Annotated in this window: 22 protein-coding genes; 13 read left to right on the forward strand and 9 right to left on the reverse strand. The window is 61.9% G+C overall.

What is annotated here, in order from left to right; translation table 11 throughout:
- The first annotated feature begins 148 nt into the window (after positions 1-148).
- Positions 149-988: a glycosyl transferase gene (locus tag BC360_RS02790; protein WP_139109884.1), complete on the forward strand. Its 840-nt coding sequence runs from the start codon at positions 149-151 to the stop codon at positions 986-988.
- Positions 989-1,045: 57 nt separating this feature from the next.
- Here the strand turns inward: BC360_RS02790 and dnaG are convergent, their stop codons facing one another.
- Both dnaG and BC360_RS02800 read right to left on the reverse strand, forming a co-directional pair.
- A complete protein-coding gene (gene dnaG / locus BC360_RS02795) occupies positions 1,046-3,034 on the reverse strand; it encodes a DNA primase (RefSeq protein WP_065794141.1) in 1,989 nt (662 codons plus the stop codon).
- Between the two features lie 373 nt (positions 3,035-3,407).
- Positions 3,408-3,857: a GatB/YqeY domain-containing protein gene (locus tag BC360_RS02800; RefSeq protein WP_065786396.1), complete on the reverse strand. Its 450-nt coding sequence runs from the start codon at positions 3,855-3,857 to the stop codon at positions 3,408-3,410.
- 326 nt (positions 3,858-4,183) lie between these two features.
- Between BC360_RS02800 and carA the strand changes: the two genes are divergently transcribed.
- Positions 4,184-5,389, forward strand: coding sequence for a glutamine-hydrolyzing carbamoyl-phosphate synthase small subunit (gene carA / locus BC360_RS02805; RefSeq protein ID WP_065786395.1), 1,206 nt, complete (start codon positions 4,184-4,186; stop codon positions 5,387-5,389).
- Between the two features lie 180 nt (positions 5,390-5,569).
- Here carA and BC360_RS02810 read toward each other — a convergent pair whose 3' ends face one another.
- Positions 5,570-5,809, reverse strand: coding sequence for a hypothetical protein (locus tag BC360_RS02810; RefSeq protein ID WP_139109885.1), 240 nt, complete (start codon positions 5,807-5,809; stop codon positions 5,570-5,572).
- A 205-nt stretch (positions 5,810-6,014) separates the two neighbouring features.
- A complete protein-coding gene (locus tag BC360_RS02815; protein ID WP_065786393.1) occupies positions 6,015-6,905 on the reverse strand; it encodes a LysR substrate-binding domain-containing protein in 891 nt (296 codons plus the stop codon).
- A 115-nt stretch (positions 6,906-7,020) separates the two neighbouring features.
- Here BC360_RS02815 and BC360_RS02820 point away from each other — a divergent pair, with 115 nt between their 5' ends.
- From BC360_RS02820 to BC360_RS02830, 3 genes are all read left to right on the forward strand, one after another.
- Positions 7,021-7,782, forward strand: a complete 762-nt coding sequence (locus BC360_RS02820; RefSeq protein ID WP_065794142.1) for an SDR family oxidoreductase — start codon at positions 7,021-7,023, stop codon at positions 7,780-7,782.
- 24 nt (positions 7,783-7,806) lie between these two features.
- On the forward strand, positions 7,807-8,673 hold the full coding sequence (locus BC360_RS02825; RefSeq protein ID WP_065786391.1) for an NAD(P)-dependent oxidoreductase: 867 nt from the start codon (positions 7,807-7,809) through the stop codon (positions 8,671-8,673).
- Between the two features lie 175 nt (positions 8,674-8,848).
- The gene (locus tag BC360_RS02830; protein WP_167590796.1) at positions 8,849-9,154 is read left to right on the forward strand and encodes an XRE family transcriptional regulator; all 306 of its coding nucleotides are present in this window, start codon (positions 8,849-8,851) and stop codon (positions 9,152-9,154) included.
- A 126-nt stretch (positions 9,155-9,280) separates the two neighbouring features.
- Here BC360_RS02830 and BC360_RS02835 read toward each other — a convergent pair whose 3' ends face one another.
- Complete coding sequence (locus BC360_RS02835; RefSeq protein WP_065786389.1) at positions 9,281-10,483, reverse strand: pyridoxal phosphate-dependent aminotransferase; 1,203 nt, start codon at positions 10,481-10,483, stop codon at positions 9,281-9,283.
- Between the two features lie 479 nt (positions 10,484-10,962).
- Here BC360_RS02835 and BC360_RS02840 point away from each other — a divergent pair, with 479 nt between their 5' ends.
- The 3 genes from BC360_RS02840 to BC360_RS02850 all read left to right on the forward strand — a co-directional run bounded on the left by BC360_RS02840 (position 10,963) and on the right by BC360_RS02850 (position 15,240).
- On the forward strand, positions 10,963-13,308 hold the full coding sequence (locus BC360_RS02840; protein ID WP_065794144.1) for a marine proteobacterial sortase target protein: 2,346 nt from the start codon (positions 10,963-10,965) through the stop codon (positions 13,306-13,308).
- Positions 13,298-13,966 carry a class GN sortase gene (locus BC360_RS02845; protein ID WP_065794145.1) on the forward strand — a complete coding sequence of 223 codons (669 nt, stop codon included), beginning with the start codon at positions 13,298-13,300 and terminating at the stop codon, positions 13,964-13,966. The genes BC360_RS02840 and BC360_RS02845 overlap by 11 nt, the downstream gene beginning before the upstream one ends.
- 86 nt (positions 13,967-14,052) lie before the next feature.
- The gene (locus tag BC360_RS02850; RefSeq protein ID WP_065794146.1) at positions 14,053-15,240 is read left to right on the forward strand and encodes a PQQ-dependent sugar dehydrogenase; all 1,188 of its coding nucleotides are present in this window, start codon (positions 14,053-14,055) and stop codon (positions 15,238-15,240) included.
- 40 nt (positions 15,241-15,280) lie between these two features.
- Here the strand turns inward: BC360_RS02850 and BC360_RS02855 are convergent, their stop codons facing one another.
- Positions 15,281-15,709 (reverse strand): hypothetical protein, encoded by a 429-nt coding sequence (locus BC360_RS02855; protein ID WP_065794147.1) that lies wholly within the window; start codon positions 15,707-15,709, stop codon positions 15,281-15,283.
- Positions 15,710-15,838: 129 nt separating this feature from the next.
- Between BC360_RS02855 and BC360_RS02860 the strand changes: the two genes are divergently transcribed.
- The 3 genes from BC360_RS02860 (at position 15,839) to BC360_RS02870 (ending at position 18,232) form a co-directional block, all read left to right on the forward strand.
- Positions 15,839-16,735, forward strand: a complete 897-nt coding sequence (locus tag BC360_RS02860; RefSeq protein ID WP_065794289.1) for a DMT family transporter — start codon at positions 15,839-15,841, stop codon at positions 16,733-16,735.
- 705 nt (positions 16,736-17,440) lie between these two features.
- The gene (locus tag BC360_RS02865) at positions 17,441-17,656 is read left to right on the forward strand and encodes a cold-shock protein (RefSeq protein ID WP_025427905.1); all 216 of its coding nucleotides are present in this window, start codon (positions 17,441-17,443) and stop codon (positions 17,654-17,656) included.
- A 144-nt stretch (positions 17,657-17,800) separates the two neighbouring features.
- The gene (locus BC360_RS02870) at positions 17,801-18,232 is read left to right on the forward strand and encodes a BA14K family protein (protein ID WP_065786384.1); all 432 of its coding nucleotides are present in this window, start codon (positions 17,801-17,803) and stop codon (positions 18,230-18,232) included.
- 210 nt (positions 18,233-18,442) lie between these two features.
- On the opposite strand, the gene BC360_RS02875 is transcribed toward BC360_RS02870, so the two are convergent.
- Both BC360_RS02875 and BC360_RS32290 read right to left on the reverse strand, forming a co-directional pair.
- Positions 18,443-19,084 (reverse strand): MBL fold metallo-hydrolase, encoded by a 642-nt coding sequence (locus BC360_RS02875; RefSeq protein WP_065786383.1) that lies wholly within the window; start codon positions 19,082-19,084, stop codon positions 18,443-18,445.
- A gap of 69 nt (positions 19,085-19,153) precedes the next feature.
- Positions 19,154-19,318 (reverse strand): hypothetical protein, encoded by a 165-nt coding sequence (locus BC360_RS32290; protein ID WP_167590797.1) that lies wholly within the window; start codon positions 19,316-19,318, stop codon positions 19,154-19,156.
- A 245-nt stretch (positions 19,319-19,563) separates the two neighbouring features.
- Between BC360_RS32290 and BC360_RS02880 the strand changes: the two genes are divergently transcribed.
- Complete coding sequence (locus BC360_RS02880) at positions 19,564-20,187, forward strand: DUF1236 domain-containing protein (RefSeq protein ID WP_065786382.1); 624 nt, start codon at positions 19,564-19,566, stop codon at positions 20,185-20,187.
- A gap of 336 nt (positions 20,188-20,523) precedes the next feature.
- A complete protein-coding gene (locus BC360_RS02885; RefSeq protein WP_065786381.1) occupies positions 20,524-20,790 on the forward strand; it encodes a hypothetical protein in 267 nt (88 codons plus the stop codon).
- Between the two features lie 141 nt (positions 20,791-20,931).
- Here BC360_RS02885 and BC360_RS02890 read toward each other — a convergent pair whose 3' ends face one another.
- Positions 20,932-21,822, reverse strand: coding sequence for a branched-chain amino acid aminotransferase (locus tag BC360_RS02890; RefSeq protein ID WP_065786380.1), 891 nt, complete (start codon positions 21,820-21,822; stop codon positions 20,932-20,934).
- Positions 21,823-22,015: the final 193 nt, after the last annotated feature.

Genomic DNA, 22,015 nt, shown 5'->3' on the forward strand with positions numbered 1-22,015 from the left:
ATGCCATAGCCGTCAGCCTAATTGAAGAGACTGGGTGGACTATCCGGGAGGATCGCCAGCCGTTTTCGCTCGGGGGTTGGTCTTTTCCATAGCCTGGCCTTATTGATATATCGGCAATTCAGAGAATAGACATAACCGGAAGGTCATCATGGCGAACATTCTGGCAGCGAGCGGCGGCGTCAAGCAGGTGGTCTGCATCAACTGGGGTACGAAGTACGGCGCTCCGTTTATCAACCGGCTCTATGCCATGGTGGCGCGTAACATCACTCCACCCTTCACCTTCACCTGCTTTACCGACAATCGCGACGGGCTGCGCAACGAAATTCTCTGCGAGGATCTGCCGCCGCTCGACATTGTGAATATGCCCACGAACACGCCAGGCATCTGGCAGAAATCGCGACTCTGGGGACCGAAGCTCGGCAATCTCAAGGGACCGGTTCTGTTTCTTGATCTGGACATCGTCATTGTCGGATCGCTCGATTGCTTCTTCGAGGTGGAAGGGCCTGACGATGTGGTCCTGGCCAGAAACCAGACGACGCCTTTCGAACGCCTCGGCCAGACCTCGGTTTTCCGCTTCCCCGTGGGCAAGCTCGTATCACTGCAGGAAAAGTTCAGGGGCAACCCGCAGGCAATCGCGGACGAATATCGTTTCGAGCAACGCTTCGTAACACGCAATGCACCGGGTGGCGTGAAGCTCTTTCCGAGACGCTGGGTCCTGCACTTTCGACAGGACTGTCGCCACATCTTTCCTCTGAACTACTTCCTTGCGCCCCGCCTGCCGGCCGATGCGCGCGTGGTGCTCTTCCCCCGCAGCCTTTTGCCGCAACATGCGATCGACGGGCAATATGGCTATCGCGGCCGGATGGACACGCCGCTTGGGCACATTCGCCGGCTGTTTACCGGCGACCATCGTGAAAAGAACCCGATCAGCCACCTGCGCCATTACATCCACCCCGCTCCATGGGTGGCCGAACATTGGCGCGAATAGTCGGAATCCAGCCAAGATCGGACCGGATTTCGGCGTGGCTGAGCGGCTTTTCGGCGGTTACCGGGCCGCCGGTCCCTTCACCCGGCCCGAAAGCACGCCGAAGCCCTCGATGATCGCCTCCTGGTTTTCAAGCCGCGTCACTTCGAGCTGAACCTCCTGCAGCGTGCGCAGGAGCTGCGGCACGGCTTCAAGGTCGCCCTCCTCGGTCGCATGCGCCAGTTCCCGCTCCAGCTCGCGCCGCTGCCAATGCAGCGCCTTGGAGCGCTGGTGCAGCGCCAGCGCCTGCAGATATCCCTCGCGGGCATCCTCGGGCGCGGCAGCGGCCGTCGCCGTCCACAGCCGGGCATAGCGGATCTGCTGGTCGATGGCCGCGATCAGTTGAGCAAAACCTTCGGCGTCGAGCTGTTCCACCAGCCCTTCGCGCGTCAGGCGCGGGCCGTTGGCGGCAGCGGCATTGAGGACAGCCGCCCAGCAGCGCTGCAGATCGCGATGGTCGAACTCGATGGTCGAGATCTCGTCATATTCGTCGAACAGCAACTGCGGATGATTGACGATCGTGAGCGCCAGCACGCTCTCGCGCAGCGACGGCACCGCCTGCTGGCCACTGACCAGCGACGAGCGCGCCAGCCGGTCCGAGATCGCCGTCGGACCGGAGGTGTTCTGTTGGCGTGCCCCGGGCCCGCCGCGTTGCCCGCCGCCCTGGCGGCCGCTGCGCTCGAATTGCCGCCGCTCGCCGCCGCGACCGGGGCTGGAGGCTTGCAGAAACGCGTGCAGCCGATCGCGCATGTCCTGGCCATAGTGGCGCCGCACGCTTTCGTCGGCGATGACGGCGGTGACCTGCTTCAACCTGGCTTCAAGCTCGGCGCGTTTTTCCGGCGTGTCGAACGAGCCGCCCTGGATTTCGCGCTGCCAGACCATCTCGGCCAGCGAGCGGGCATTGGCAAGCACCCGGTCGAAGGGCGCCCGCCCCTCCTGACGCACGAGATCATCGGGGTCCTTGCCATCGGGCAGCATGGCAAACCGCACCGAGCGGCCGGGCTTCAGATGCGGCAGCGCCAGATCGACGCCACGGTTGGCGGCGCGAATGCCGGCGCCATCGCCGTCGAAGCAGAGCACCGGCTGCGATGTCATCTTCCAGAGCAGGTCGAGCTGGTTTTCGGTAAGCGCGGTTCCAAGCGGCGCGACCGCGTTCTCGACGCCCGCCTGGTGCAGGGCGATCACGTCCATATAGCCTTCGACCGCGATGATCGTCGCGGCGGCATCGACCCCCGCCATCGCCCGTCGCGCCCGGGCAAAATTGTAGAGCACGTTGCCCTTGTGGAAGAGCTCGGTCTCGTTGGAGTTGAGATATTTGGCCGGCGCGTCCGGCGACATGGCGCGGCCGCCAAACGCGATCACCTTTTCGCGCGACGACAGGATCGGAAACATGATGCGGTCGCGGAAGCGATCGTAGGAAACCGGCACATCGGGGCCATGCACCACGAGGCCGCAGGCCTCGATCTGCTCCTTGCCGATGCCCTTGCCGGCCAAAAATTCCTTGAGCGCATTGCGGCTGTCGGGCGCAAAGCCCAGGCGGAAGGTTTCGATCGTGCGGCCCGTCAGCCCGCGCTCGCGCAGATAGGCGCGCGCCTTGGCGCCATTGGCGGTCTGCAGCTGGTCCTCGAAGAACTGGGTCGCCAGTTCCATCACGTCGAGCAGGCTGGTGCGTTCCTTCTCACGCCGCTCGGCCTGCGGATCCGGTTGCGGCATGGCCACACCCGCCATGTCGGCGATCTGCTGCACCGCCTCGGGGAAGCTCAGGCCTTCCAGGTCGGTGAGAAAGCGGAAGTGGTCGCCAGTAACGCCGCACCCGAAGCAATGGTAGCGGCCCTTGCGGTCCTCGCAATGAAAGCTCGGGGATTTCTCGCCGTGGAACGGGCAGCAGGCCCAATAGTCGCCGCGCGAGACATTGGTCTTGCGCCGATCCCAGGTGACGCGTTTGGCGATCACGTCCGAAATCGGCACGCGGTCGCGTATCTCGTCAAGAAAGGACTGTGAAAAGCGCATGGATACCTCTGGTCGATCCTCCATATAGGCGGCGAAACCGCCGGACGCCACAGCGCTGACCGGCCGTGCCCGCAATTCACAGGCTATCACGAAGCAATCGCGAACCCGGCTTGCTGGAGGCGCCCCATCAATACACGCCTGACGCGAATATATTTCGACACGCAAGCGGTGCTCAGCAAGGCGACGGAGTTTGGGAGCATGGGATGGAATGGCCCGCCGGGCCGCGACGGCCTCTGGCTGTCGCAGGGTTTCATCCGGGAGTATTGGGATTATCAGGCGGAGAAATTCGCACCGATCAATCGGGCCCACGAAAGGCTCGCCGGCACATTCAGTGCCGCAACGGCGCCCGCTGCAGATGAGCGGGCGCAGTCGGTTACTTCAGCAGGTCCTTGACCAGGCCCGAAGCCTTGGCGAAGTCCATCTGGCCAGGATAACGCTCCTTGAGCGCATTCATGCACTTGCCCATGTCGCGCAGCCCCTGCGCGCCGGTTTCCTGGATCACCGATGCACAGAGTTCCCTAACCTTGTCTTCCGACAGCTGGACCGGCAGGAACTGGTTGATGATGACGATTTCCTGCCGCTCCTGCTCTGCAAGCTCCGGCCGGCCGCCCTGGTCATAGATTCGGGCCGATTCCTCGCGCTGCTTGATCATCTTGGCGAGGATCTGCAGGATCTCGTCGTCGCCGACCGGATCCTTGCCCAGGCCACGGTTGGCGATATCACGATCCTTGATCGCAGCCTGAATCAGCCGCACGGTCGAGGTGCGCCGCGTGTCCTTGGCCTTCAGGGCTTCTTTCAGTACCTCAGCGAACTGGTCGCGCATGTCTTTCTCCATGTCGAAGCCGGCCCGCGGTGCTCTTGCCCGGAACCGGTTCGCTGCGTCAATGTTGCCGTCGTCTTAAACCAGTGTGGCAGGTGCAATCAAACGGATTGCACAACCGCTTGAATTAAAAGGAATTTTATTTCCAGACAATTCACAGCGGCTGGTTGACCGGGCTTTGCGCTTTGGCTATTTTCCCGCACCTGCACGACATCGGCATGTGAGCACTTTTCGCGGGGATTCCGCGCGTCCATGCCTGAGCACATGAAATGGCGATCAGCCGCCGGGCTTTCAAGCCCCGCGCTCCACGCCGCAACGGGATAGGAACGATGACCGCGACACCCGCATGGACCACTGAAAAACCCACCGCTTTGCTCGTTCTTGCCGACGGCACCGTAATCGAAGGCAAGGGCATCGGCGCAACCGGCAAGGTGCAGGCGGAAGTCTGCTTCAACACCGCATTGACCGGCTACCAGGAAATCCTGACGGACCCTTCCTATCTCAGCCAGATCGTCACCTTCACCTTCCCCCACATCGGCAATATCGGCGCCAATGACGAAGACATCGAAGACCTGACGCCGGCAGCCCGCCACGGCGCGGTCGGCGTGATCTTCAAGGCCGACATCACCGAACCGTCGAACTATCGGACTGTCAAGCACCTCGACGCCTGGCTGAAGGCACGCGGCATCATCGGCCTTTGCGGCATCGACACCCGGGCGCTCACCGCCTGGATCCGCGAAAACGGCATGCCCAACGCCGTCATCGCTCACGACCCCTCCGGCGTCTTCGATATCGAGACGCTGAAGAAGGAAGCCAAGGCCTGGAGCGGGCTTGAAGGCCTCGACCTTGCCAAGGTTGCCACCTCCGGCCAGTCGTCGCAGTGGACCGAGAAGCCCTGGGTCTGGGACGAAGGCCATTCGACGCTCGGCGATGCCGAGGCCGACTATCACGTCGTCGCCCTCGACTACGGCGTCAAGCGCAACATCCTGCGCCTCTTCACCGGCCTCAACGCCCGCGTCACCGTGATGCCGGCAACGACAAGCGCCGACGAAGTGCTTGCGCAGAAGCCGGACGGCATCTTCCTCTCCAACGGCCCGGGCGACCCGGCGGCAACCGGCGAATACGCCGTGCCGGTGATCCAGGACCTCTTGAAGAGCGATATCCCGGTGTTCGGCATCTGCCTCGGTCACCAGATGCTGGCGCTGGCGCTCGGCGGCAAGACCGAGAAGATGCACCAGGGTCACCATGGCGCCAACCATCCGGTCAAGGACCACACCACAGGCAAGGTCGAGATCGTCTCGATGAACCACGGCTTCGCGGTCGATTCGAAGTCGCTGCCGGAAGGCGTTGAAGAGACTCACATTTCGCTGTTCGACGGCACCAATTGCGGCCTGCGGGTCGCCGGCAAGCCGGTCTTCTCGGTGCAGCATCACCCGGAAGCCTCGCCGGGTCCGCAGGACAGCCACTACCTCTTCCGCCGGTTCATGAACCTCGTGCGCGAGAAGAAGGGCGAACCGGCGCTTGCCGAGCGCTAGGAGCGACCACGAACAGAGATAGACCTCCAGAAAAATGGAGGTCTATGATCCTGCGTTCGAACGACCTGACGTGGTTCCTGCAGAAATGGCACCGATGCGACCGGTGCGCTTCGCTTTCGCCCAATTGGGCTTTCGCACCGGCTTTGGCTGCGATGTCGTGACATTTCGGCCCGATGCAGATCATGCTTCCCGGGAGTTTGATCCATTTTCCAGCAAGCTGGAGATCAGATCGGAGTATTCGCACGCAAGGTCGAAGGCGGTGTTGACCGGAACATTCTGGACGACCAACATGCCCGCAAACAGGACCACAGCATCGCTGTCGCTGATGGGCTCATCAAGCTTCGCGACGGCGACGTTGTACTTCACCTGATCCATCGCCCGTTTCAGTTGCTCTCCGTATGGCCCTGAAAAAAGTCCCACGTCCGCTCTCCTTTGGGTTCTTCCACATGCTACAGCGCAGCGCGTCAAATATGACGCGCAAAGGACGCTGTAACGCTTTAAACTTGCTGCATAATTTCGTCCTTAAATCGATTCCGATTTAAGGAATTATGCGGTAGGCCGTTGATCTTTCCTGTAAGATCGACCACTCGCTTTTGGGCCGCACAAGCAGCCCTCGCCCCACCGCTCACGCGCCGGGCAGATGCTCGGCGATGAAGCCGACCACCGCACGCACCGATGGCAATTGCCCGCGTCGATGCGGCATCAGCAAGGTCGTGGTGACGCTGCCGGCCTCCCATTCGGGCAGGACACGAACGAGGCTGCCCTCGTCGATCTCCGCCCGGCAGAGCTTGCGCGGCAGCGCCGTGATGCCGAGGCCGGACAGTGCGGCCGCGCGAAGCACATGGGATTCGTCGGCGAGGAAACGCGGCTCGGGACGGACCCGGACGACCACGCCTGCGTCGTTGCGCATCATCCATCCCTCTGCCGTCAAGGATACCAGAAGACCGTCATGACGCGAAAGGTCGCTCGGCTCGATCGGCGCCCCGCGACTTTCCAGATAGGCGGGTGCAGCGACGAGCCAGATGACCTCCGCGCCGACATGCCGTTGCACGAGCCCCGAATCCGGCAGCGGCGCGAAGTGGTCGCGCACCGCAATGTCGAAGCCCTCCTGGACGACATCGACGAAACGATCGGTCGCATGCAGCATCACCCGCATCTTGGGATAGGCAAGCGCCAGTGGCGGCAGGAGGCCAGCCAGCATCATCTGGGCCGTCGGCACCGAGGCGGTAATCCGCACCGTGCCGCTTGGCTCGGCGAGCCGGCCCTTGACTATGGCTTCCGCCGCTTCCGCCTCGATCAGCATCGCCGCGGCGTGCCGATAGAAATCCTCGCCGACCTCGGTGACGGTGAAGCGGCGCGACGTGCGATTGATCAACCGCACGCCAAGCGTCTTTTCCAGTTCGGCCACGCGTTTGCTCAGCGTCGATTTCGGCACGTTGAGCGCCCGCGCCGCCGGCGCAAACCCCTTGTGATCGACCACATGGGCAAAGACGATGAAGTCGTTGAGATTGCGCATCGCAAATTCCAATGTCTACATATGTAGACGATACATCCACAACTGCCAGACTTTCGCAATGTCGTCCATGATTTTATCTCTTCTCCATCGAAACCGAACATCGAAGGAAGAGAACATGGGTAGCTATCAGGACAAGAAAGCCGTCGTCATCGGCGGCACGCATGGTATGGGCCTGGCGACCGTCGAACGGCTCGTCGACGGTGGCGCCGAGGTACTGCTGACCGGCAACAACGCGGCGAACCTCGCCAGGATCCAGGAGCGCTTCGGACCGCGCGTTCATGCGGTAAAGTCCGACATCTCCGACCTCGGCGAGATCGCCGTGCTCGGGGCGACGGTCGGGCAGAAGCTGGGGTCGATCGACCTCTTGCACGTCAACGCCGGCACGTCGCTGCTCGAGCCCTTCGACCAGGTGACGGAGGCCAGTTACGATCGCCAGTTCACGATCAACACCAAGGGCGCCTTCTTCACCGTCCAGCGCCTCGCGCCGCTGATCCGCGACGGCGGCTCGATCGTCTTCACCTCGTCGGTTGCCGATGTCGGCGGCCATGCGGGCATGGCTGTCTATAGCGGCAGCAAGGCGGCGCTGATCTCGTTTGCCTCCGTCTTTGCCGCCGAGCTCTTGCCACGCGGCATCCGGGTGAATTCGGTCAGCCCCGGCTTCATCGATACGCCGACCAAGGGCGTTGCCGGCATCACCGATGCGGAACGTGCCGAGTTCAAGGCGCTGGGCGATGCGATCACGCCGATGGGCCGCAACGGCACCGCCGACGAAGTGGCCCGCGCCGTGCTGTTCCTCGCCTTCGACGCGACCTTCACCACCGGCGCAAGACTGACGGTCGACGGCGGTCTCGGCCAGCAATTGTCGCCTGCGGCCTGAAACGAACGGGAACGGAGAAACCAGATGTCCAATACAATCTCGGTCATCGGCCTCGGCGCGATGGGCACGGCACTCGCCAACGCCCTCATCGACGCGGGCAACGTAACAACCGTCTGGAACCGCACATCGGCGCGGGCTGACGCTCTCGTTGCCCGCGGTGCCCGCCGGGCCGAAACGGTCACCGAAGCCATCGCAGCGAGCGATCTGATCGTGCTGTGCCTCACCGACTACGCTGCCGTCGAAGCCACGTTTCATCACGTCGGTCCCGGCCTGTCCGGCAAGACCGTCGTTAACCTGACCAATGGTCGTCCGAATCAAGTCCGGGCGATCGCCGACCGCCTTGGCGGATATGGCGCGCTCTATCTCGACGGTGGCATCATGGCGACGCCACCGATGATCGGCTCGCAGCACGCCTTCATTCTCTATAGCGGCAGCGCCGATGCCTTCGCATCGGCCAAAGATCGCCTCGTGGCCTTCGGCCGGAGCCAATATCTCGGCGAAGATCCGATCCTCGCCGCGGTCAACGACCTCGCCTTGCTTTCGGCGATGTACGGTCTCTTCGGCGGCTATCTGCACGCAACAGCACTTGCCGGCAGCGTCGGCGTCTCGGCGACGGCGTTCCTGTCCCTGGTCGAGCCCTGGCTTGCGGCAATGATGACAGCCCTGCCCGACTATGCCGAACGGATCGACAGCGGCGATCACGCCCGCGACGTGATGTCGAACCTTGCCATGCAAGCGGTGGCGATCACCAATATCGTCGCTGCAAGCCGCAGCCAGGGCATCGATCCGGCTTTCATGGAGCCGATGGAGAGGTTGGCGCAACAGCGCCTCGCCGGCGGCTTCGGCACGGACGAGATTTCCGGCATCATAGAGGCGATGCGAGCAAAATAGGGTTCCTTCTGCAGCGGGTGGCAGATACCGGCGAGGACCAATCCAGCCCTTTGCTGAAGCATCGTCCAACGCTCCCGACGCAAGCAACGCCCCGCGGTCGAAAGGTCGCGGGGGCGTTGCTTGCGGTTGACCCGTCGCTAGGCTTCACGCATCCTCTCTGCAACTGGAGGTGATGATGATTACAGGTTCACAGTGCCGCGCCGCCCGGGCGCTGATCGAAATTTCACGCGAGATGCTGGCGAGCTTTTCGGGCGTCGACGAAGAAACGATCCTCAAGTTCGAGCACAAGCTGGAGACGCCCGGCGACGAAATCATCCTGTCGCTGAGGAACGCGCTTGAAAATGCCGGCGCCGTGTTTCTGCCGGAGGGCGAGCGCGGCATCGGCGTTCGCCTGAAGTTCACCCGCTCCGAGGCACGCCGCCTCTCCATCCTCGAAAGCGAGGGTGGCGTCGTCGGCGACGACGAGGTTCCAGGCGCTTGAAGTTCGAATCTGATTTCAACGCGTTAGCCGGCCCGCTTGAATCAGATTGACCGCTTCTTGAATCGTTTTGCCAACAAAAAGCCCGCCGTTACCAGCGGGCTTTTCCATTGGGTGTAATACCTGAACTTACTTGCAGGCGGCGCAGAAGCGCTGGATGCGACGGCACGCTTCTTCGAGCTGCGCTTCCGACGTCGCATAGGAGATGCGGAAGTTCGGGCCGAGACCAAAGGCCGAGCCGTGCACGACGGCAACGCCTTCGGATTCGAGCAGTTCGGAGACGAAGTCTTCGTCCGTCTCGATGACCTTGCCCGACGGCGCGGTCTTGCCGATGAGGCCGGCGCAGGACGGGTAGACGTAGAAGGCGCCTTCCGGCGTCGGGCACGCAATGCCCTTGGCCTGGTTCAGCATCGACACCACGAGGTCACGGCGACCTTCGAAGATCTTCTTGTTCTCGGGGATGAAGTCCTGCGTGCCGTTGAGCGCCTCGACGGCAGCCCACTGCGCGATCGAGGTTGCGCCCGAGGTCTGCTGGCCCTGGATCATGTCCATCGCCTTGATCAGGTGCAGCGGACCGGCTGCATAGCCGATGCGCCAGCCGGTCATGGCATAGGCCTTGGAGACGCCGTTCATGGTCAGCGTGCGGTCGTAGAGGCCGGGCTCGACTTCGACAGGGGTTGCGAACTTGAAGTCGCCATAGGTCAGGTGCTCGTACATGTCGTCGGTCAGCACCCAGACATGCGGGTGCTTCATCAACACGTCGGTCAGCGCCTTCAGCTCGGCGTGGCTGTAGGCGGCGCCCGACGGGTTGGACGGCGAGTTGAAGACAAACCACTTGGTCTTCGGCGTGATCGCCTTGTCGAGGTCTTCCGCCCTAAGCTTGAAGTTGTTCTCCTGGGTAGTCGAGACGAAAACGGGCGTGCCGCCGCACAGCGCCACCATCTCCGGGTAGGAGACCCAGTAGGGCGCCGGGATGACGACTTCATCGCCCGCGTTCAGGGTCGCCATGAAGGCGTTGAAAAGAATCTGCTTTCCGCCGGTGCCGACGATCGTCTGGGCGGCGGTGTAGTCGAGGTTGTTCTCGCGCTTGAACTTCTTGGCGATCGCTTCGCGCAGTTCCGGAATGCCCGAAACCGGCGTGTACTTCGTCTCGCCGCGGTTGATCGCGTCGATCGCAGCCTTCTTGATATTGTCCGGCGTGTCGAAATCCGGCTCCCCTGCACCAAGGCCGATCACGTCGCGTCCCTTCGCTTTCAGCTCGCGGGCTTTCTGCGAAACGGCGATGGTGGCGGAAGGCTTTACACGGGAAAGGGCATCGGCAAGGAAGGCCATGATGAAAGGTCCTGATCGTTTCGAGACGCGGTGAGCGCTACGGAACGAAAAAGACAGGCTCCATAGCGGTTAGGTCTATGTCGAAAGACGCCCGGTCTTGCAAGCGCCAGAGCCTGAAAAACCGCCGGGAATGCGGGCAAAATGCGTCACCATGACAAACTTTCATGAGTGCGATCAGCGATGACGATCGCCGATCGATACCCGATCGGCGCCTGTCGGCAACCGCAACGGGATGCATGTGTTGCACACTCGCTACCGAACATCGTCTCCAGCTAGCACCCCTGGGACATGAACAGCATCGGTCAAGAACGTCCGGGGGCGTGAATTTATTCAGAAGAATCAGCGGAATTCGGCTTTTTCCGAAAAGCCTTATTTTGGTCACAACAACTGTCGCGGAACGCCGCAATTCCGTCCTGCAACAGCCGGTTTCCCGGCCTTTCCTGCCATGATCCGAACGCATCGCATCACGGGGGTGGGCAATGTTTCTCGACGACGAAATCGCTGAATCACGGACACGTCAGAACGAAGCGCGATGGGGCATGGTTCTGGCGCTCGCAGCGCTCGCCGCCTGCATCGTCATGATCCTCGGGCTGATGACCCAGGCCGCGGCCCAGACGGCAAACCCCAGGCCGGAGCAGATGGCCGGCTATGTCAGGCCCAACGACATGGGCACCGGCGCCCTGCTCTTCCCCTCCAAGGAGCCCGGCTATTTCGTCGAGGCGCCGCGACTGGCGACCGACGTCCAGATCGACGTCAACGGACCGATCATGCGGACCCGCGTGACGCAGCGGTTCCAGAACCCGAGCAAGGGATGGGTCGAAGGCACCTATGTCTTCCCGCTTCCCGATGATTCCGCCGTCGATACCCTGAAGATGCAGATCGGCGACCGCTTCATCGAAGGTCAGATCAAGCCGCGCCAGGCAGCCAAGGAAATCTACGAGCAGGCAAAGGCCGAGGGCAAGAAGGCGGCGCTGCTTGAGCAGCAGCGCCCCAACCTCTTCACCAATCAGGTCGCCAATATCGGCCCCGGCGAAACGGTGGTCGTGCAGATCGAATATCAAAGCGGCGTGCGCCAGTCGAACGACGCCTTCACCTTCCGTTTCCCGATGGTGGTGGCGCCTCGCTACAATCCGCAGCCGGTCGTCCAGACCGTCGATCTCGACAGCCGCACCGGCTATGCCGTCAGCGACCCGGTTCCCAATCGCGAAAAGATCGATCCGCCGGTGCTCGACCCGCGCGAAAACGCCAGGATCAACCCGGTGACACTGACGATCAACCTGAAGGCGGGCTTCCCGATCGGCGAGGTGACGTCGGCCTATCACGAGATCGAAACGTCCACGCTCGACCAGTTGACCCGCCGGATCACGCTGAAGGTCGGAAGCGTTCCTGCCGACAAGGATTTCGAACTCAGCTGGAAGGCGATCGAAGGAAAGAGCCCCTATGCCGGCCTCTTTCGCGAGACCGTCGGCGATAAGACCTACCTCCTGTCCTTCGTCACCCCGCCGGTGACGGCAACGGAGACCGACAAGCCGCTCAGGCGCGAGGTCGTTTTCGTCATCGACAATTCCGGCTCGATGGCCGGCCCATCCATGGAACAGGCAAAGGAAAGCCTGGCGCTGGCGATCTCGCGGCTGAAGCCGGAAGACCGGTTCAACGTCATCCGCTTCGACGACACGATGACCGTGCACTTTCCTGATCTCGTCGAGGCGACGCCTGATAAACGCGAGGATGCGATCGCTTTCGTGCGCGACCTGACCGCCGATGGCGGCACGGAAATGCTGCCGGCGCTGGAAGCGGCCCTGCGCACGCAGGGGCCGGTTGCATCAGGTGCCCTTCGCCAGGTGGTCTTCCTTACCGACGGCGCCATCGGCAATGAAGGCCAGCTTTTCCAGGAGATCCAGAACAACCGTGGCGACGCCCGCGTCTTCACCGTCGGCATCGGTTCGGCGCCCAACAGCCACTTCATGACCAAGGCCGCCGAATACGGTCGCGGCACCTTCACGCTGATCGGTTCCGAAAGCCAGGTGGCCGCCCGCATGGGCGAGCTCTTCACCAAGCTGGAGAGCCCGGCCATGACGGACATTTCAGCAACCTTCGAAGGCGCCGCCTCCGGCGACATCACCCCTAACCCGATGCCCGATCTCTACCGCGGCGAGCCGGTCGTGCTGACGGTCGAACTCGACGGCGCCACACCGGAAGGAAAGCTTCGCATCGTCGGCAAGGCCGGCGACCAGCCCTGGCGCGTCGAGATGGACATCGCCAAGTCTGCAACCGGTGAAGGCATCGCCAAGCTCTGGGCCCGTCGCAAGATCGACGATCTCGAAGCAAGCGCGTCAGCGATCGCCGACCCCGCAACGCTCGACAGGCAGATCGAAACCGTCGCGCTGACCCATCACCTCGTCTCGCGCGTCACCAGCCTTGTCGCCGTCGATGCGACGCCGTCACGCCCGGCCGGCGAGAACCTGACGGAAACCAATGTGCCGCTCAACCTGCCGGCCGGCTGGGACTTCGGCAAGGTCTTCGGCGAGAAGCCCGAAACAACAGGTGCGGTCGATGAGCGCGAGGCTTCGGCCGAAAGCCAGACGAAGCTGGCCATGGTCACGGCCGACCGCATGCTGGCGGCACCGACGGCGCGTGCAGCGGGCCTCATTGCCGAAGCCAACAACGAGGTAAACCTGCCGCAGACGGCGACCGAGGCGGACAAGCAGATCCTCATCGGGCTGATGCTGCTCGCCTTTGCCCTTGTTGCCGGCAGCACTTTCATCTTCTGGCGCGGCCAGATCGCCGCTCTCGTCACCTCAGGGGTTCGACGCCATGGCCGCTGACGAAGACCTGCCCGGGCCACGCCCGGGCTTCCTCGCCCGTCTCTCGGCGATCGAGACCATCGTGGTCGCGATCATTGCCCTGATCGCCCTTGCCGGCCTGATGCTGGTCGGCAAGGGATTTTACATGAAGGCCAAGGCGGAGGTCTCTCAGGTGCTCTTGAAGAAGAGCTTCGAGGCGCAATTGCACGGCGAGGCGGGCGGCAAACCCTGGCCCTGGGCCGACTTCGAAACCACCGCGGAAATCATCGCGCCGCGCATCAATCGCTCGGCGATCGTGCTTCAGGGCGCAAGCGGCCAGGCGCTCGCCTTCGGGCCTGCCTGGCTCACCAACACCCCTCTTCCCGGCGACGAAGGCACCTCCGTCATCGCCGCCCACCGCGACACACATTTCCGCTGGCTGAAGGACGTTTCCTCGGGCGATCTGCTGGTGCTGACCCGCAAGGACGGGCGGCGCTTTCTTTTTCGGGCCGGCGAGGGCCGCGTCGCGCGCTGGGACGAAAGCGGCATCAACGCCGCAGCCAGTGGCCACAAGCTGGCGCTCGCCACCTGCTGGCCCTTCGATGCGATCGAGCCCGGACCGATGCGCTACATCGTGACGGCCGAACTGGTCGGCGAGCAGCATCCGGTGCCGCTGACGACAGGCTCCGTTTCGAAATAAAGCCTTTTTGATCCGATTTGACTTGAACGAACCGGACGACCGCTCCAGCTTGCCAGGAGACGGCATCAACGGATCGGAGATATCGAATGCGGCAGGCGCAGGCATCAAGGCTGGAAACCACCCGGAGGGCGCGGACAGTTCGCGCGATACCCCTCTTTGCCGGTCTGACATTGTTTGCTGCCCCTTTTGCTGCCCATGCGCAGGAAACGCGCGAGTTCCCCTCTCAACACGGCGACGTGCTGGTCGAGACGCTGGCGAGCGGGCTCGAACACCCCTGGTCCGTCGAGGTTCTGCCGGACGGCAGCTACATCGTCAGCGAGCGCGCCGGCCGGCTGCGCATCATTCGCGACGGCAAGGCCTCGGCGCCGCTCTCCGGCGTGCCTGAGGTGGTCGAACAGGGCCAGGGTGGCCTGCTCGACATTGCGCTTACCCCCGACTTTGCCACCAGCCGCACGCTCTACCTGACGCTCGCTGCCAATGGCGGCGGCGGCTTCGGAACCGTGCTGGTGCGGGCGACATTGTCGGCCGACAACAACGGCCTGAGCGATGTCAAGGAACTGTTCCGCATGAACAAGCTGACCCGCAAGGGCCAGCATTTCGGCTCGCGCATCGCCATCGCAACGGACGGCAGCCTGTTCTTCGGCATCGGCGACCGCGGCGAGCCCGAGCGCGCCCAGGATCTGCACGACCATGCCGGTGCCATCCTGCATATCAACGCCGACGGCAGCATTCCCGCCACCAACCCCTATCGTGGCGGCACGGAGGGCTTGCCGGAAATCTGGTCGAAGGGGCACCGCAACCCGCAGGGCATTGTCATCGATCCGAAGGATGGCACGCTTCTGACCGTTGAGCACGGCGCGCGCGGCGGCGACGAGGTCAACAACCCGCAGCCGGGCCACAACTACGGCTGGCCGGTGATCACCTATGGCAAGGATTATTCGGGCGCGGAGATCGGCGAAGGCACGGCAAAGGATGGCCTCGACCAGCCGCTCTACTACTGGGATCCCTCGATTGCGCCCGGAGCGCTCGCCGTCTATCGCGGCAAGATGTTTCCGGAGTGGGACGGCAACCTGCTGGTGGCGGCGCTGAAATATCAGCTCCTCGCCCGGCTGGAGCGGGACGACACCGGCGCGATCACCTCCGAAGAGCGGCTGTTCGAAGGTGAGTTCGGCCGCATCCGCGATGTCGTGGAGGCGCCGGACGGCGCACTGCTGATGGTGACGGACGAAGAGGATGGCGCGCTGCTGAGAGTCTCCAAGGCTCCGGCGCAATAGGTCGATATCAGCGCAGGTTGGTATAAATCCTCAATCGGGATCAGAGGCCGGCGCGAACGTCCTTCCGGAACATGAACTTCAATCCGGACCAGACCGCATCGACGGCGCAGACCTTGGTGTCGACGACACCAAGCGGCAGGAAGATTTCGCGCAGTGCGTCTTCCGTCAGCGTGGTTGCAACCTTCGATGCGCGCTTGGGCCATGAGATCCACATCATGCCGTCGGCCTTCAGGCTTGCCGCAAGCCGCGGCGCCAACACCTCAAGCTCTGCCCTCGCAATCGCGAAGACGTGGATGTAATCGTGCCGGCGTGACGCCGGGCCGTCGGCGGAGGTTTCGCAACTGGCGAACCCGGGAAAGCCGGTGATGTCGGTCAGATCGCCGGGAACACCAAGCAGCAGCGCTGACTGGCCGTCCCTCAAGCCAAGCTTGCGGACAAGCGGCGTTCCGGAATAACCGCTCTCGCCCATCTCCACCTCCCCATCACCACCATGGCAACCGTCACCGGTACGTCAGGCGGACTGCGTCTGCGGCCGACGATGAGCCTTGCCCGCGAAAATCGCAACTGATAGACGGCGATGCATCTGAGGAGAGCAATGATGACCCGCGTCCAGGCCAATCTATTCCTGCTGTTTTCCGGCGCCATCTGGGGTGCTGGCTTCGTCGCCCAGTCGACGGCAATGCAGGCGATCGGCCCGCTCTGGTTCATCACGCTTCGTTTTGCCATCGCAACGCTGGTCGCGCTGCCGCTCGCCGTCGTCGAAACCAGGCGGGCGCCGCAGCCTTTGACCGGCAAGACCATTCGCAATTTCGTGTTTGTCGGGCTTGCGCTTTTTGCCGGCGCCGTCACGCAGCAATACGGGTTGCTGACCACTAGCGTCACCAATTCCGGTTTCCTCACCGGACTTTACGTCGTTTTCGTCCCGGTGCTGACGGTCGTTTTCCTCCGGCGCAAGCCGCACTGGATCATCTGGCCCGGTGCGCTGATGGCACTGCTCGGCATCTTCCTCTTGAGCGGCGGCGCGCTGTCGAGCCTGACCGGTGGTGATTATCTGACTGTTGTCTGCGCCCTGTTCTGGGCGCTGCAGTTGATGCTCGTCGGCATCTTCGCACCGAGCAGTGGGCGGCCGATGCTGCTGTCGATGACGCAGTTTGCCGTTTGCGCCGTGCTCGGCTGCCTCGTTGCTTCGGCTCTCGAACCATTGAGCATGGCGGCGGTGAAGGGCGCGCTGCCTGAAATCCTTTATGCCGGCATCTTCTCCAGCGGCGTGGCCTTCATCTGCCAGGTCGTCGGGCAGCGCTACACCAGGGCGCCGCAGGCGGCGATCTTCCTGTCGAGCGAGGCGTTGTTTGCCGCGCTCTTCGGCGTTCTGCTACTAGGGGAGATCATCACGCCCATCGGCTATATCGGCTGCGCCATCATCTTTGCGGCCATGCTCGTCGTCGAGATTGTGCCCGAAATCACGAAAGGCGCCCGGAAGGAAGCCGCAGCCTGAGGCGGAATCGGCGTGCCTGAGAGGGCCGGCAGAACTATAACCCTTGATTTCGGCGGGTACTGAACTGCTGCGTTACTTGTTACTACGCCGACCCGCAAAGCTATTGCTTCACTTTAAAACGCCTCGATGCAACCTGGCCGCTTTCGGTTATTACTTGCAGGATTTCTGCAAGGCGGGTTGACGCAGCGCCCCACGCCATTGCCTTGGAGAGAAGCTTCAAACATATCAGTCGCTTGCCAAATGAATGGACCTCCTTGGTCGCCATGACGACCTCACCGATTGCGGCGAAAAATGGCGCAAAGCACTCAACTTATCGGTACATTCGTTCAAAAACCTGTGATTTCAACAGCTTGCGATGCATCTTCAATATCACCCGAATATTCCGCAACTGGGCGAATTTTGAGCAATGGCAAGACGCAATACAACTTCTAAAAAGTTTTGCTTGCCAATTCAAAATAAACCCATCAATCTTACTCTGTTCGGGCAATCTACGAGCACGGGAAGATCTTGAAATAAAAGCGGGCCGGAGACGCAAAAACTCCGGGTGGCCAGACTGGGGGGACGCTTGTTTGCAACCTTTCCGATGGCTGGCTGCGGTAACAGGAACCTTTCCTCAAATATCGAGAACTGCCTGCCCAACGCCCAACCGGGCAAACTGCAATGCTACCCGTCCGTCAAACGGGTGGAGAGAAAAGGACCTGACGCATGGCCGAAACTGGCACTGTAAAATTCTTCAACACCGACAAGGGCTTTGGTTTCATCAAGCCTGACAACGGTGGTGCGGATATCTTCGTACACATTTCCGCTGTCCAGGCTTCCGGCCTGAACGGCCTGTCGGAAAATCAGAAGGTAAGCTTCGACACCGAACCGGATCGCCGCGGCAAAGGCCCGAAGGCGGTCAACCTGCAGATCTCCGGCTAACACCGGTTCTGCTGAAAGATTCAAGTTGAAGCCCGGCAGTGATGCCGGGTTTTTTTGTTCAGGCTCCGTTCAGTTTGGCACGGTTAACCTTCTTTCATCATGAAGGCCGGAACCGGATCCGGGCCATGCATAGGATTGAAGCCAATGAACAAGTTCATCAAAGCGGCGGTTCTCTCGATCATCGCAGCCACCTCGGTTCTCCCGACCCTCAGCACCGCTGAGGCCGGTGACTGGGACCGCCGGAATGATCACAGCGACGCATGGGCGGCAGGCGCAGCAGGCCTGGTCGCGGGCACGCTCATCGGCGGCGCGATCGCCTCGCAGCCGCGTTACAGCGAGCGCGTCTATATCGATCCGGAACCTGATTATTACGAGCCGCGCCCGGTCTACCGTCCGCGCCCCGTCTATCGCCCGCGCCCGGTTGTCATTGACAACTATGGCGGCGGCTACGGTTCGCTCGAGCCCTGGACCCCGTCCTGGTACCGTTATTGCTCGCAGCGTTACCGCTCGTTCAACCCGGACAACGGCACGTTCCGCGGCTACGACGGCCGCAGCTACTTCTGCGACGCAGGCTGATACAAACCCCGTCACGCGGGCAAAAAAAGCGCATGCCTCCCCGGGGGCATGCGTTTTTTCATTGCTGTCGACCGATATCCTGCAAGCAGAATGCCGGACGTGACTGCGCCGCGCGCCTGTTCAGGCGCGCAAAGGTCGCTGTAAAACTTTGATTTTCTGCATAATTTTGTCCCCAAATCGATTCCGATTTAAGGAATTATGCAGGAGGGGTCAGAGACCCCGCAAATAGGGATTGGTGCGCCGCTCCTCGCCGATCTGACCGCCAGGACCGTGCCCGCAGATGAAACCGACCTGATCACCAAGCGGCAGGATCTTGTCGCGTATGGAATCGAGCAGTTGCTGGTGGTTGCCGCCGGGAAGATCGGTTCGGCCAATCGAGCCGTGAAACAGCACGTCGCCGACATGGGCGAAATTCTGCGCCCGGTTGAAATAGACCACATGGCCAGGCGCATGGCCGGGGCAATGCAGGACTTCGAACACATGGTTGCCGAAGGCGACGGTATCGCCGTCTTCCAGCCACTGGTCGGGCACGACGTTTTCGACCTTCATCGCCAGCCCGAATTTCTCTGCCTGCTCTTCGAGCCGCGACAGCAGCGGCAGATCGTCCTTGTGCGGACCGATGATCGAAAGCCCGAGCGCTTCCTTCAGTTCCTTGGCGCCGCCGGCATGGTCGATGTGGCCGTGCGTCAGCCAGATCGCCTTCAGCGTGATGCCGTTCTCCTGGATGGTCTGCAGGATCACGTCAACGTCGCCGCCGGGATCGACAATCACGCCTTCCTTGGTTTCAGCGTCGAAGAGAACCGTGCAGTTCTGCTGGAAATGAGTAACCGGGATAATGCCCGCCTGTAGCATGCCGTCTGTGCCTCACTCAGATGTCGTTGGCACACCTATAGCGCCAAACGGCATCAGACACAGCGCGAATTAACGCAGGCTTGCAATTTCCGCAGAGGGGAGGTGGGGTGTCGGGAATTGTACAGTGGCGAGCAACAGGGCCGAGACAAGCAACTCGGCGGCAACGACGATGGCCACCACCGGGCGCAATGCGTTGACGGCGGGGTTTATCGGATTAACAGCTGAATTCGACATTGAACCTCCCTCTCCTGCCTGCGCTCGCCTTCTTCGCGCGGGCATACCGCTGATCGTTTGCCGCAAGCGCCCTGCCCGACATAGACAGGAAGAGCACCTCGATCGCGAAACGGTTCCCTTAGGCTAACGCCGGGTTGAACCGCTGCAGTTTGAGTATGTCGCATCTTCACATTTCGTGACGTTACCGGGGGAACATCCCCACCATCGCCGCGTTTGCCCCTCAGCCATAAAGAAGGAGCATGATGATGAAGAACCTTACCAGCCCCCTGTTGCGAACTGCCGCGGCTGCAGGTTTCGTACTCGTAGCTGGCACTTCGGCAGCCTTCGCAGCCATGACCGCCACAACCGTCACTGACCTCAATGTCCGCGCCGGCCCGGGCCCGCAATATCCGACCGTTGGTTTGGCCACACGTGGCAGCATTGCGGTCCTTGATGGCTGCATCGAAGGCAGCAAGTGGTGCCGCATCGACGTCAACGGCCTTCGCGGCTGGGTCTATGCCCAATATCTGACAACCGATTTCGACGGCTCGGCCGTCGTCGTTCAGGATCGACGCTCCGACCTTGCAGTCCCGGTCGTGACCTATGAGGCGCAAGCTGGCGATCCGCCACTGCCGGCACCGGGCGACGAGTTGCTTGGCCCTGTGGAAGACGTCGAGCCCATCGTACCGCCGGACACCGTACGGACCTATATCACCACCAACCCTGGCAAAACCATCTATCTCGACGGCGAAGTCGTTGTCGGCGCCGAACTGCCGCAAGCGGTCGAAGTGCGCCGGGTGCCGGACTACGACTACGATTATGTCAGCATCAACGGCCAGCCTGTTCTGGTCGAGCCGGCAACGCGCCGTATCGTTTACGTCTATCGCTAAACGCCGCGCCCAATCAGAGGCAAAACGCCCAACCAGCTCCAGCGGACCTTGGCCGCTGGAGTTCTCGTTTGCACTGCAGCGAATCAGTGGTTGCACACCCAGCTCGGCGAAAACAGTGTCCGAACGTTGTAGTAATTCTGTCGTCTTCTGCCTTTTAGAGCTCGATAATTGCCGTTTTCGGCATGAAACGGCAACATTTTAGCGAGCAAAGCCTTCCTGCGCCGCCGCCGTCACTTCGCCAAATTGACAAGAGTCCAGATTCGGTCTCAACCTATCCTTGCCGGATCATCGGCATTTGGCGGCTCGTCTTCGGCGGGCCTTGATACGGAGGGATCAATGGAAGCATTAATGCCAATCATTACCCAATTGATCGCGGGGGCGGCCGGCGGAAACGCAGCCAGCGCAGTCTTGAAGCAAGGGGCATTCAGTGTCGTCGCACGCACGATCGTCGGCGCTATCGGCGGCCTCGGCGGAGGATTCCTGATCCAGATGCTCGGCGGCGAAACAGCCGCGACTGGTCTTGCCATGCAGGCGCTTGGCGGGCTCGTCGGCGGCGGCGTGTTGAGCGGCATCGTCGGTCAGTTCCTCGGCAAGCAAGCCTGACGCCTTCCGGACGATATCCGTAGCAAGACAAAAGGCGGCCCATGGCCGCCTTTTCTGCATTCTACTGCATAATTCCTTAAATCGGGATCGATTTACAGCGCCGCGCGTCTATTTAGACGCGCGGCGCCGTAGCGAGGCGGATTATTCGGCCGCCGCAGCAACCGGATAGACTTCCTTCATATAGTCGTTCATCAGCGTTTCGCAGATGGTTGCCGGCGTGAAGCGATAGGGGCCGATCTCGGAAACCGGCGTGACCTCGGCGGCGGAACCGGTGAGGAAGCACTCGCTGAAATCAGACAGTTCTTCCGGCATGATCACCCGTTCGACCACCTGGTAGCCGCGGCGCTTGGCAAGCTCGATCACCGTGCGCCGTGTGATGCCGTCGAGGAAGCAGTCCGGAACCGGCGTGTGGATCACGCCGTCCTTGACGAAGAAGATGTTGGCGCCGGTTGCTTCCGCCACCTGACCGCGATAGTCGAGCATCATCGCGTCGGCATAGCCCTTGGCTTCCGCCGCATGCTTGGAAATGGTGCAGATCATGTAGAGGCCGGCAGCCTTCGACTTCGACGGCGCCGTCTTCGGATCCGGGCGGCGCCATTCGGCGATATCGAGACGAATGCCCTTGAGCTTTTCGGCCGGGTTGAAATAGCTGCCCCATTGCCAGATGGCGATCGCCACGTTGATGCGGTTGCTCTGGGCCGAAACACCCATCATCTCGCTGCCGCGCCAGGCGATCGGCCGGGCATAGGCTTCGGAAAAGCCCTGGCGCTTCAAAAGCTCGACGCTTGCCGCATCCAGTTCTTCGACCGTATAGGGAATCTTGAAGCCGAGGATTTCGGCGGAGTTGTGAAGGCGCTGGTTGTGCTCGGTGAGCTTGAAGATGCGCCCGCCATAGGCGCGTTCGCCTTCGAATACCGCACTTGCGTAGTGCAGACCGTGGGTCAGCACATGGATCTTGGCGTCTTTCCACGCGACGAACTCGCCATTGAACCAGATCTCGCCGTCCAACTGATCAAAAGGAACCGCTGCCATGATGTCGTCCTCCGGCGCTTGTGCGCCATTCTTGCTGTTGATTATCTTCCCGCTTTCAGTTTATCGGCAAACTGATTGTGGGAAAATTCAATTTCGAGATTTTGGATTTGCGATCAGTGCGGCGCGGCATATCCTCCCGAGGTGTTACCGCCGCCAAATGTCTCGCTTACCGAGCATGGACGCTACCAACGCG

This window comes from Ensifer sp. LC163 (assembly GCF_001695855.1).
In the GTDB taxonomy this organism is placed as follows: Bacteria; Pseudomonadota; Alphaproteobacteria; order Rhizobiales; family Rhizobiaceae; genus Ensifer.

Excerpts from the sequence above, each read along its gene's own strand:
- BC360_RS02790 (WP_139109884.1), top strand. The coding sequence starts at position 149 with ATGGCGAACATTCTGGCAGCGAGCGGCGGCGTCAAGCAGGTGGTCTGC.
- dnaG (WP_065794141.1), bottom strand. The coding sequence starts at position 3,034 with ATGCGCTTTTCACAGTCCTTTCTTGACGAGATACGCGACCGCGTGCCG.
- BC360_RS02800 (WP_065786396.1), bottom strand. The coding sequence starts at position 3,857 with ATGCGCGACCAGTTCGCTGAGGTACTGAAAGAAGCCCTGAAGGCCAAG.
- carA (WP_065786395.1), top strand. The coding sequence starts at position 4,184 with ATGACCGCGACACCCGCATGGACCACTGAAAAACCCACCGCTTTGCTC.
- BC360_RS02815 (WP_065786393.1), bottom strand. The coding sequence starts at position 6,905 with ATGCGCAATCTCAACGACTTCATCGTCTTTGCCCATGTGGTCGATCAC.
- BC360_RS02820 (WP_065794142.1), top strand. The coding sequence starts at position 7,021 with ATGGGTAGCTATCAGGACAAGAAAGCCGTCGTCATCGGCGGCACGCAT.
- BC360_RS02825 (WP_065786391.1), top strand. The coding sequence starts at position 7,807 with ATGTCCAATACAATCTCGGTCATCGGCCTCGGCGCGATGGGCACGGCA.
- BC360_RS02830 (WP_167590796.1), top strand. The coding sequence starts at position 8,849 with ATGATTACAGGTTCACAGTGCCGCGCCGCCCGGGCGCTGATCGAAATT.
- BC360_RS02835 (WP_065786389.1), bottom strand. The coding sequence starts at position 10,483 with ATGGCCTTCCTTGCCGATGCCCTTTCCCGTGTAAAGCCTTCCGCCACC.
- BC360_RS02840 (WP_065794144.1), top strand. The coding sequence starts at position 10,963 with ATGTTTCTCGACGACGAAATCGCTGAATCACGGACACGTCAGAACGAA.
- BC360_RS02845 (WP_065794145.1), top strand. The coding sequence starts at position 13,298 with ATGGCCGCTGACGAAGACCTGCCCGGGCCACGCCCGGGCTTCCTCGCC.
- BC360_RS02850 (WP_065794146.1), top strand. The coding sequence starts at position 14,053 with ATGCGGCAGGCGCAGGCATCAAGGCTGGAAACCACCCGGAGGGCGCGG.
- BC360_RS02855 (WP_065794147.1), bottom strand. The coding sequence starts at position 15,709 with ATGGGCGAGAGCGGTTATTCCGGAACGCCGCTTGTCCGCAAGCTTGGC.
- BC360_RS02860 (WP_065794289.1), top strand. The coding sequence starts at position 15,839 with ATGACCCGCGTCCAGGCCAATCTATTCCTGCTGTTTTCCGGCGCCATC.
- BC360_RS02865 (WP_025427905.1), top strand. The coding sequence starts at position 17,441 with ATGGCCGAAACTGGCACTGTAAAATTCTTCAACACCGACAAGGGCTTT.
- BC360_RS02870 (WP_065786384.1), top strand. The coding sequence starts at position 17,801 with ATGAACAAGTTCATCAAAGCGGCGGTTCTCTCGATCATCGCAGCCACC.
- BC360_RS02875 (WP_065786383.1), bottom strand. The coding sequence starts at position 19,084 with ATGCTACAGGCGGGCATTATCCCGGTTACTCATTTCCAGCAGAACTGC.
- BC360_RS32290 (WP_167590797.1), bottom strand. The coding sequence starts at position 19,318 with ATGTCGAATTCAGCTGTTAATCCGATAAACCCCGCCGTCAACGCATTG.
- BC360_RS02880 (WP_065786382.1), top strand. The coding sequence starts at position 19,564 with ATGAAGAACCTTACCAGCCCCCTGTTGCGAACTGCCGCGGCTGCAGGT.
- BC360_RS02885 (WP_065786381.1), top strand. The coding sequence starts at position 20,524 with ATGGAAGCATTAATGCCAATCATTACCCAATTGATCGCGGGGGCGGCC.
- BC360_RS02890 (WP_065786380.1), bottom strand. The coding sequence starts at position 21,822 with ATGGCAGCGGTTCCTTTTGATCAGTTGGACGGCGAGATCTGGTTCAAT.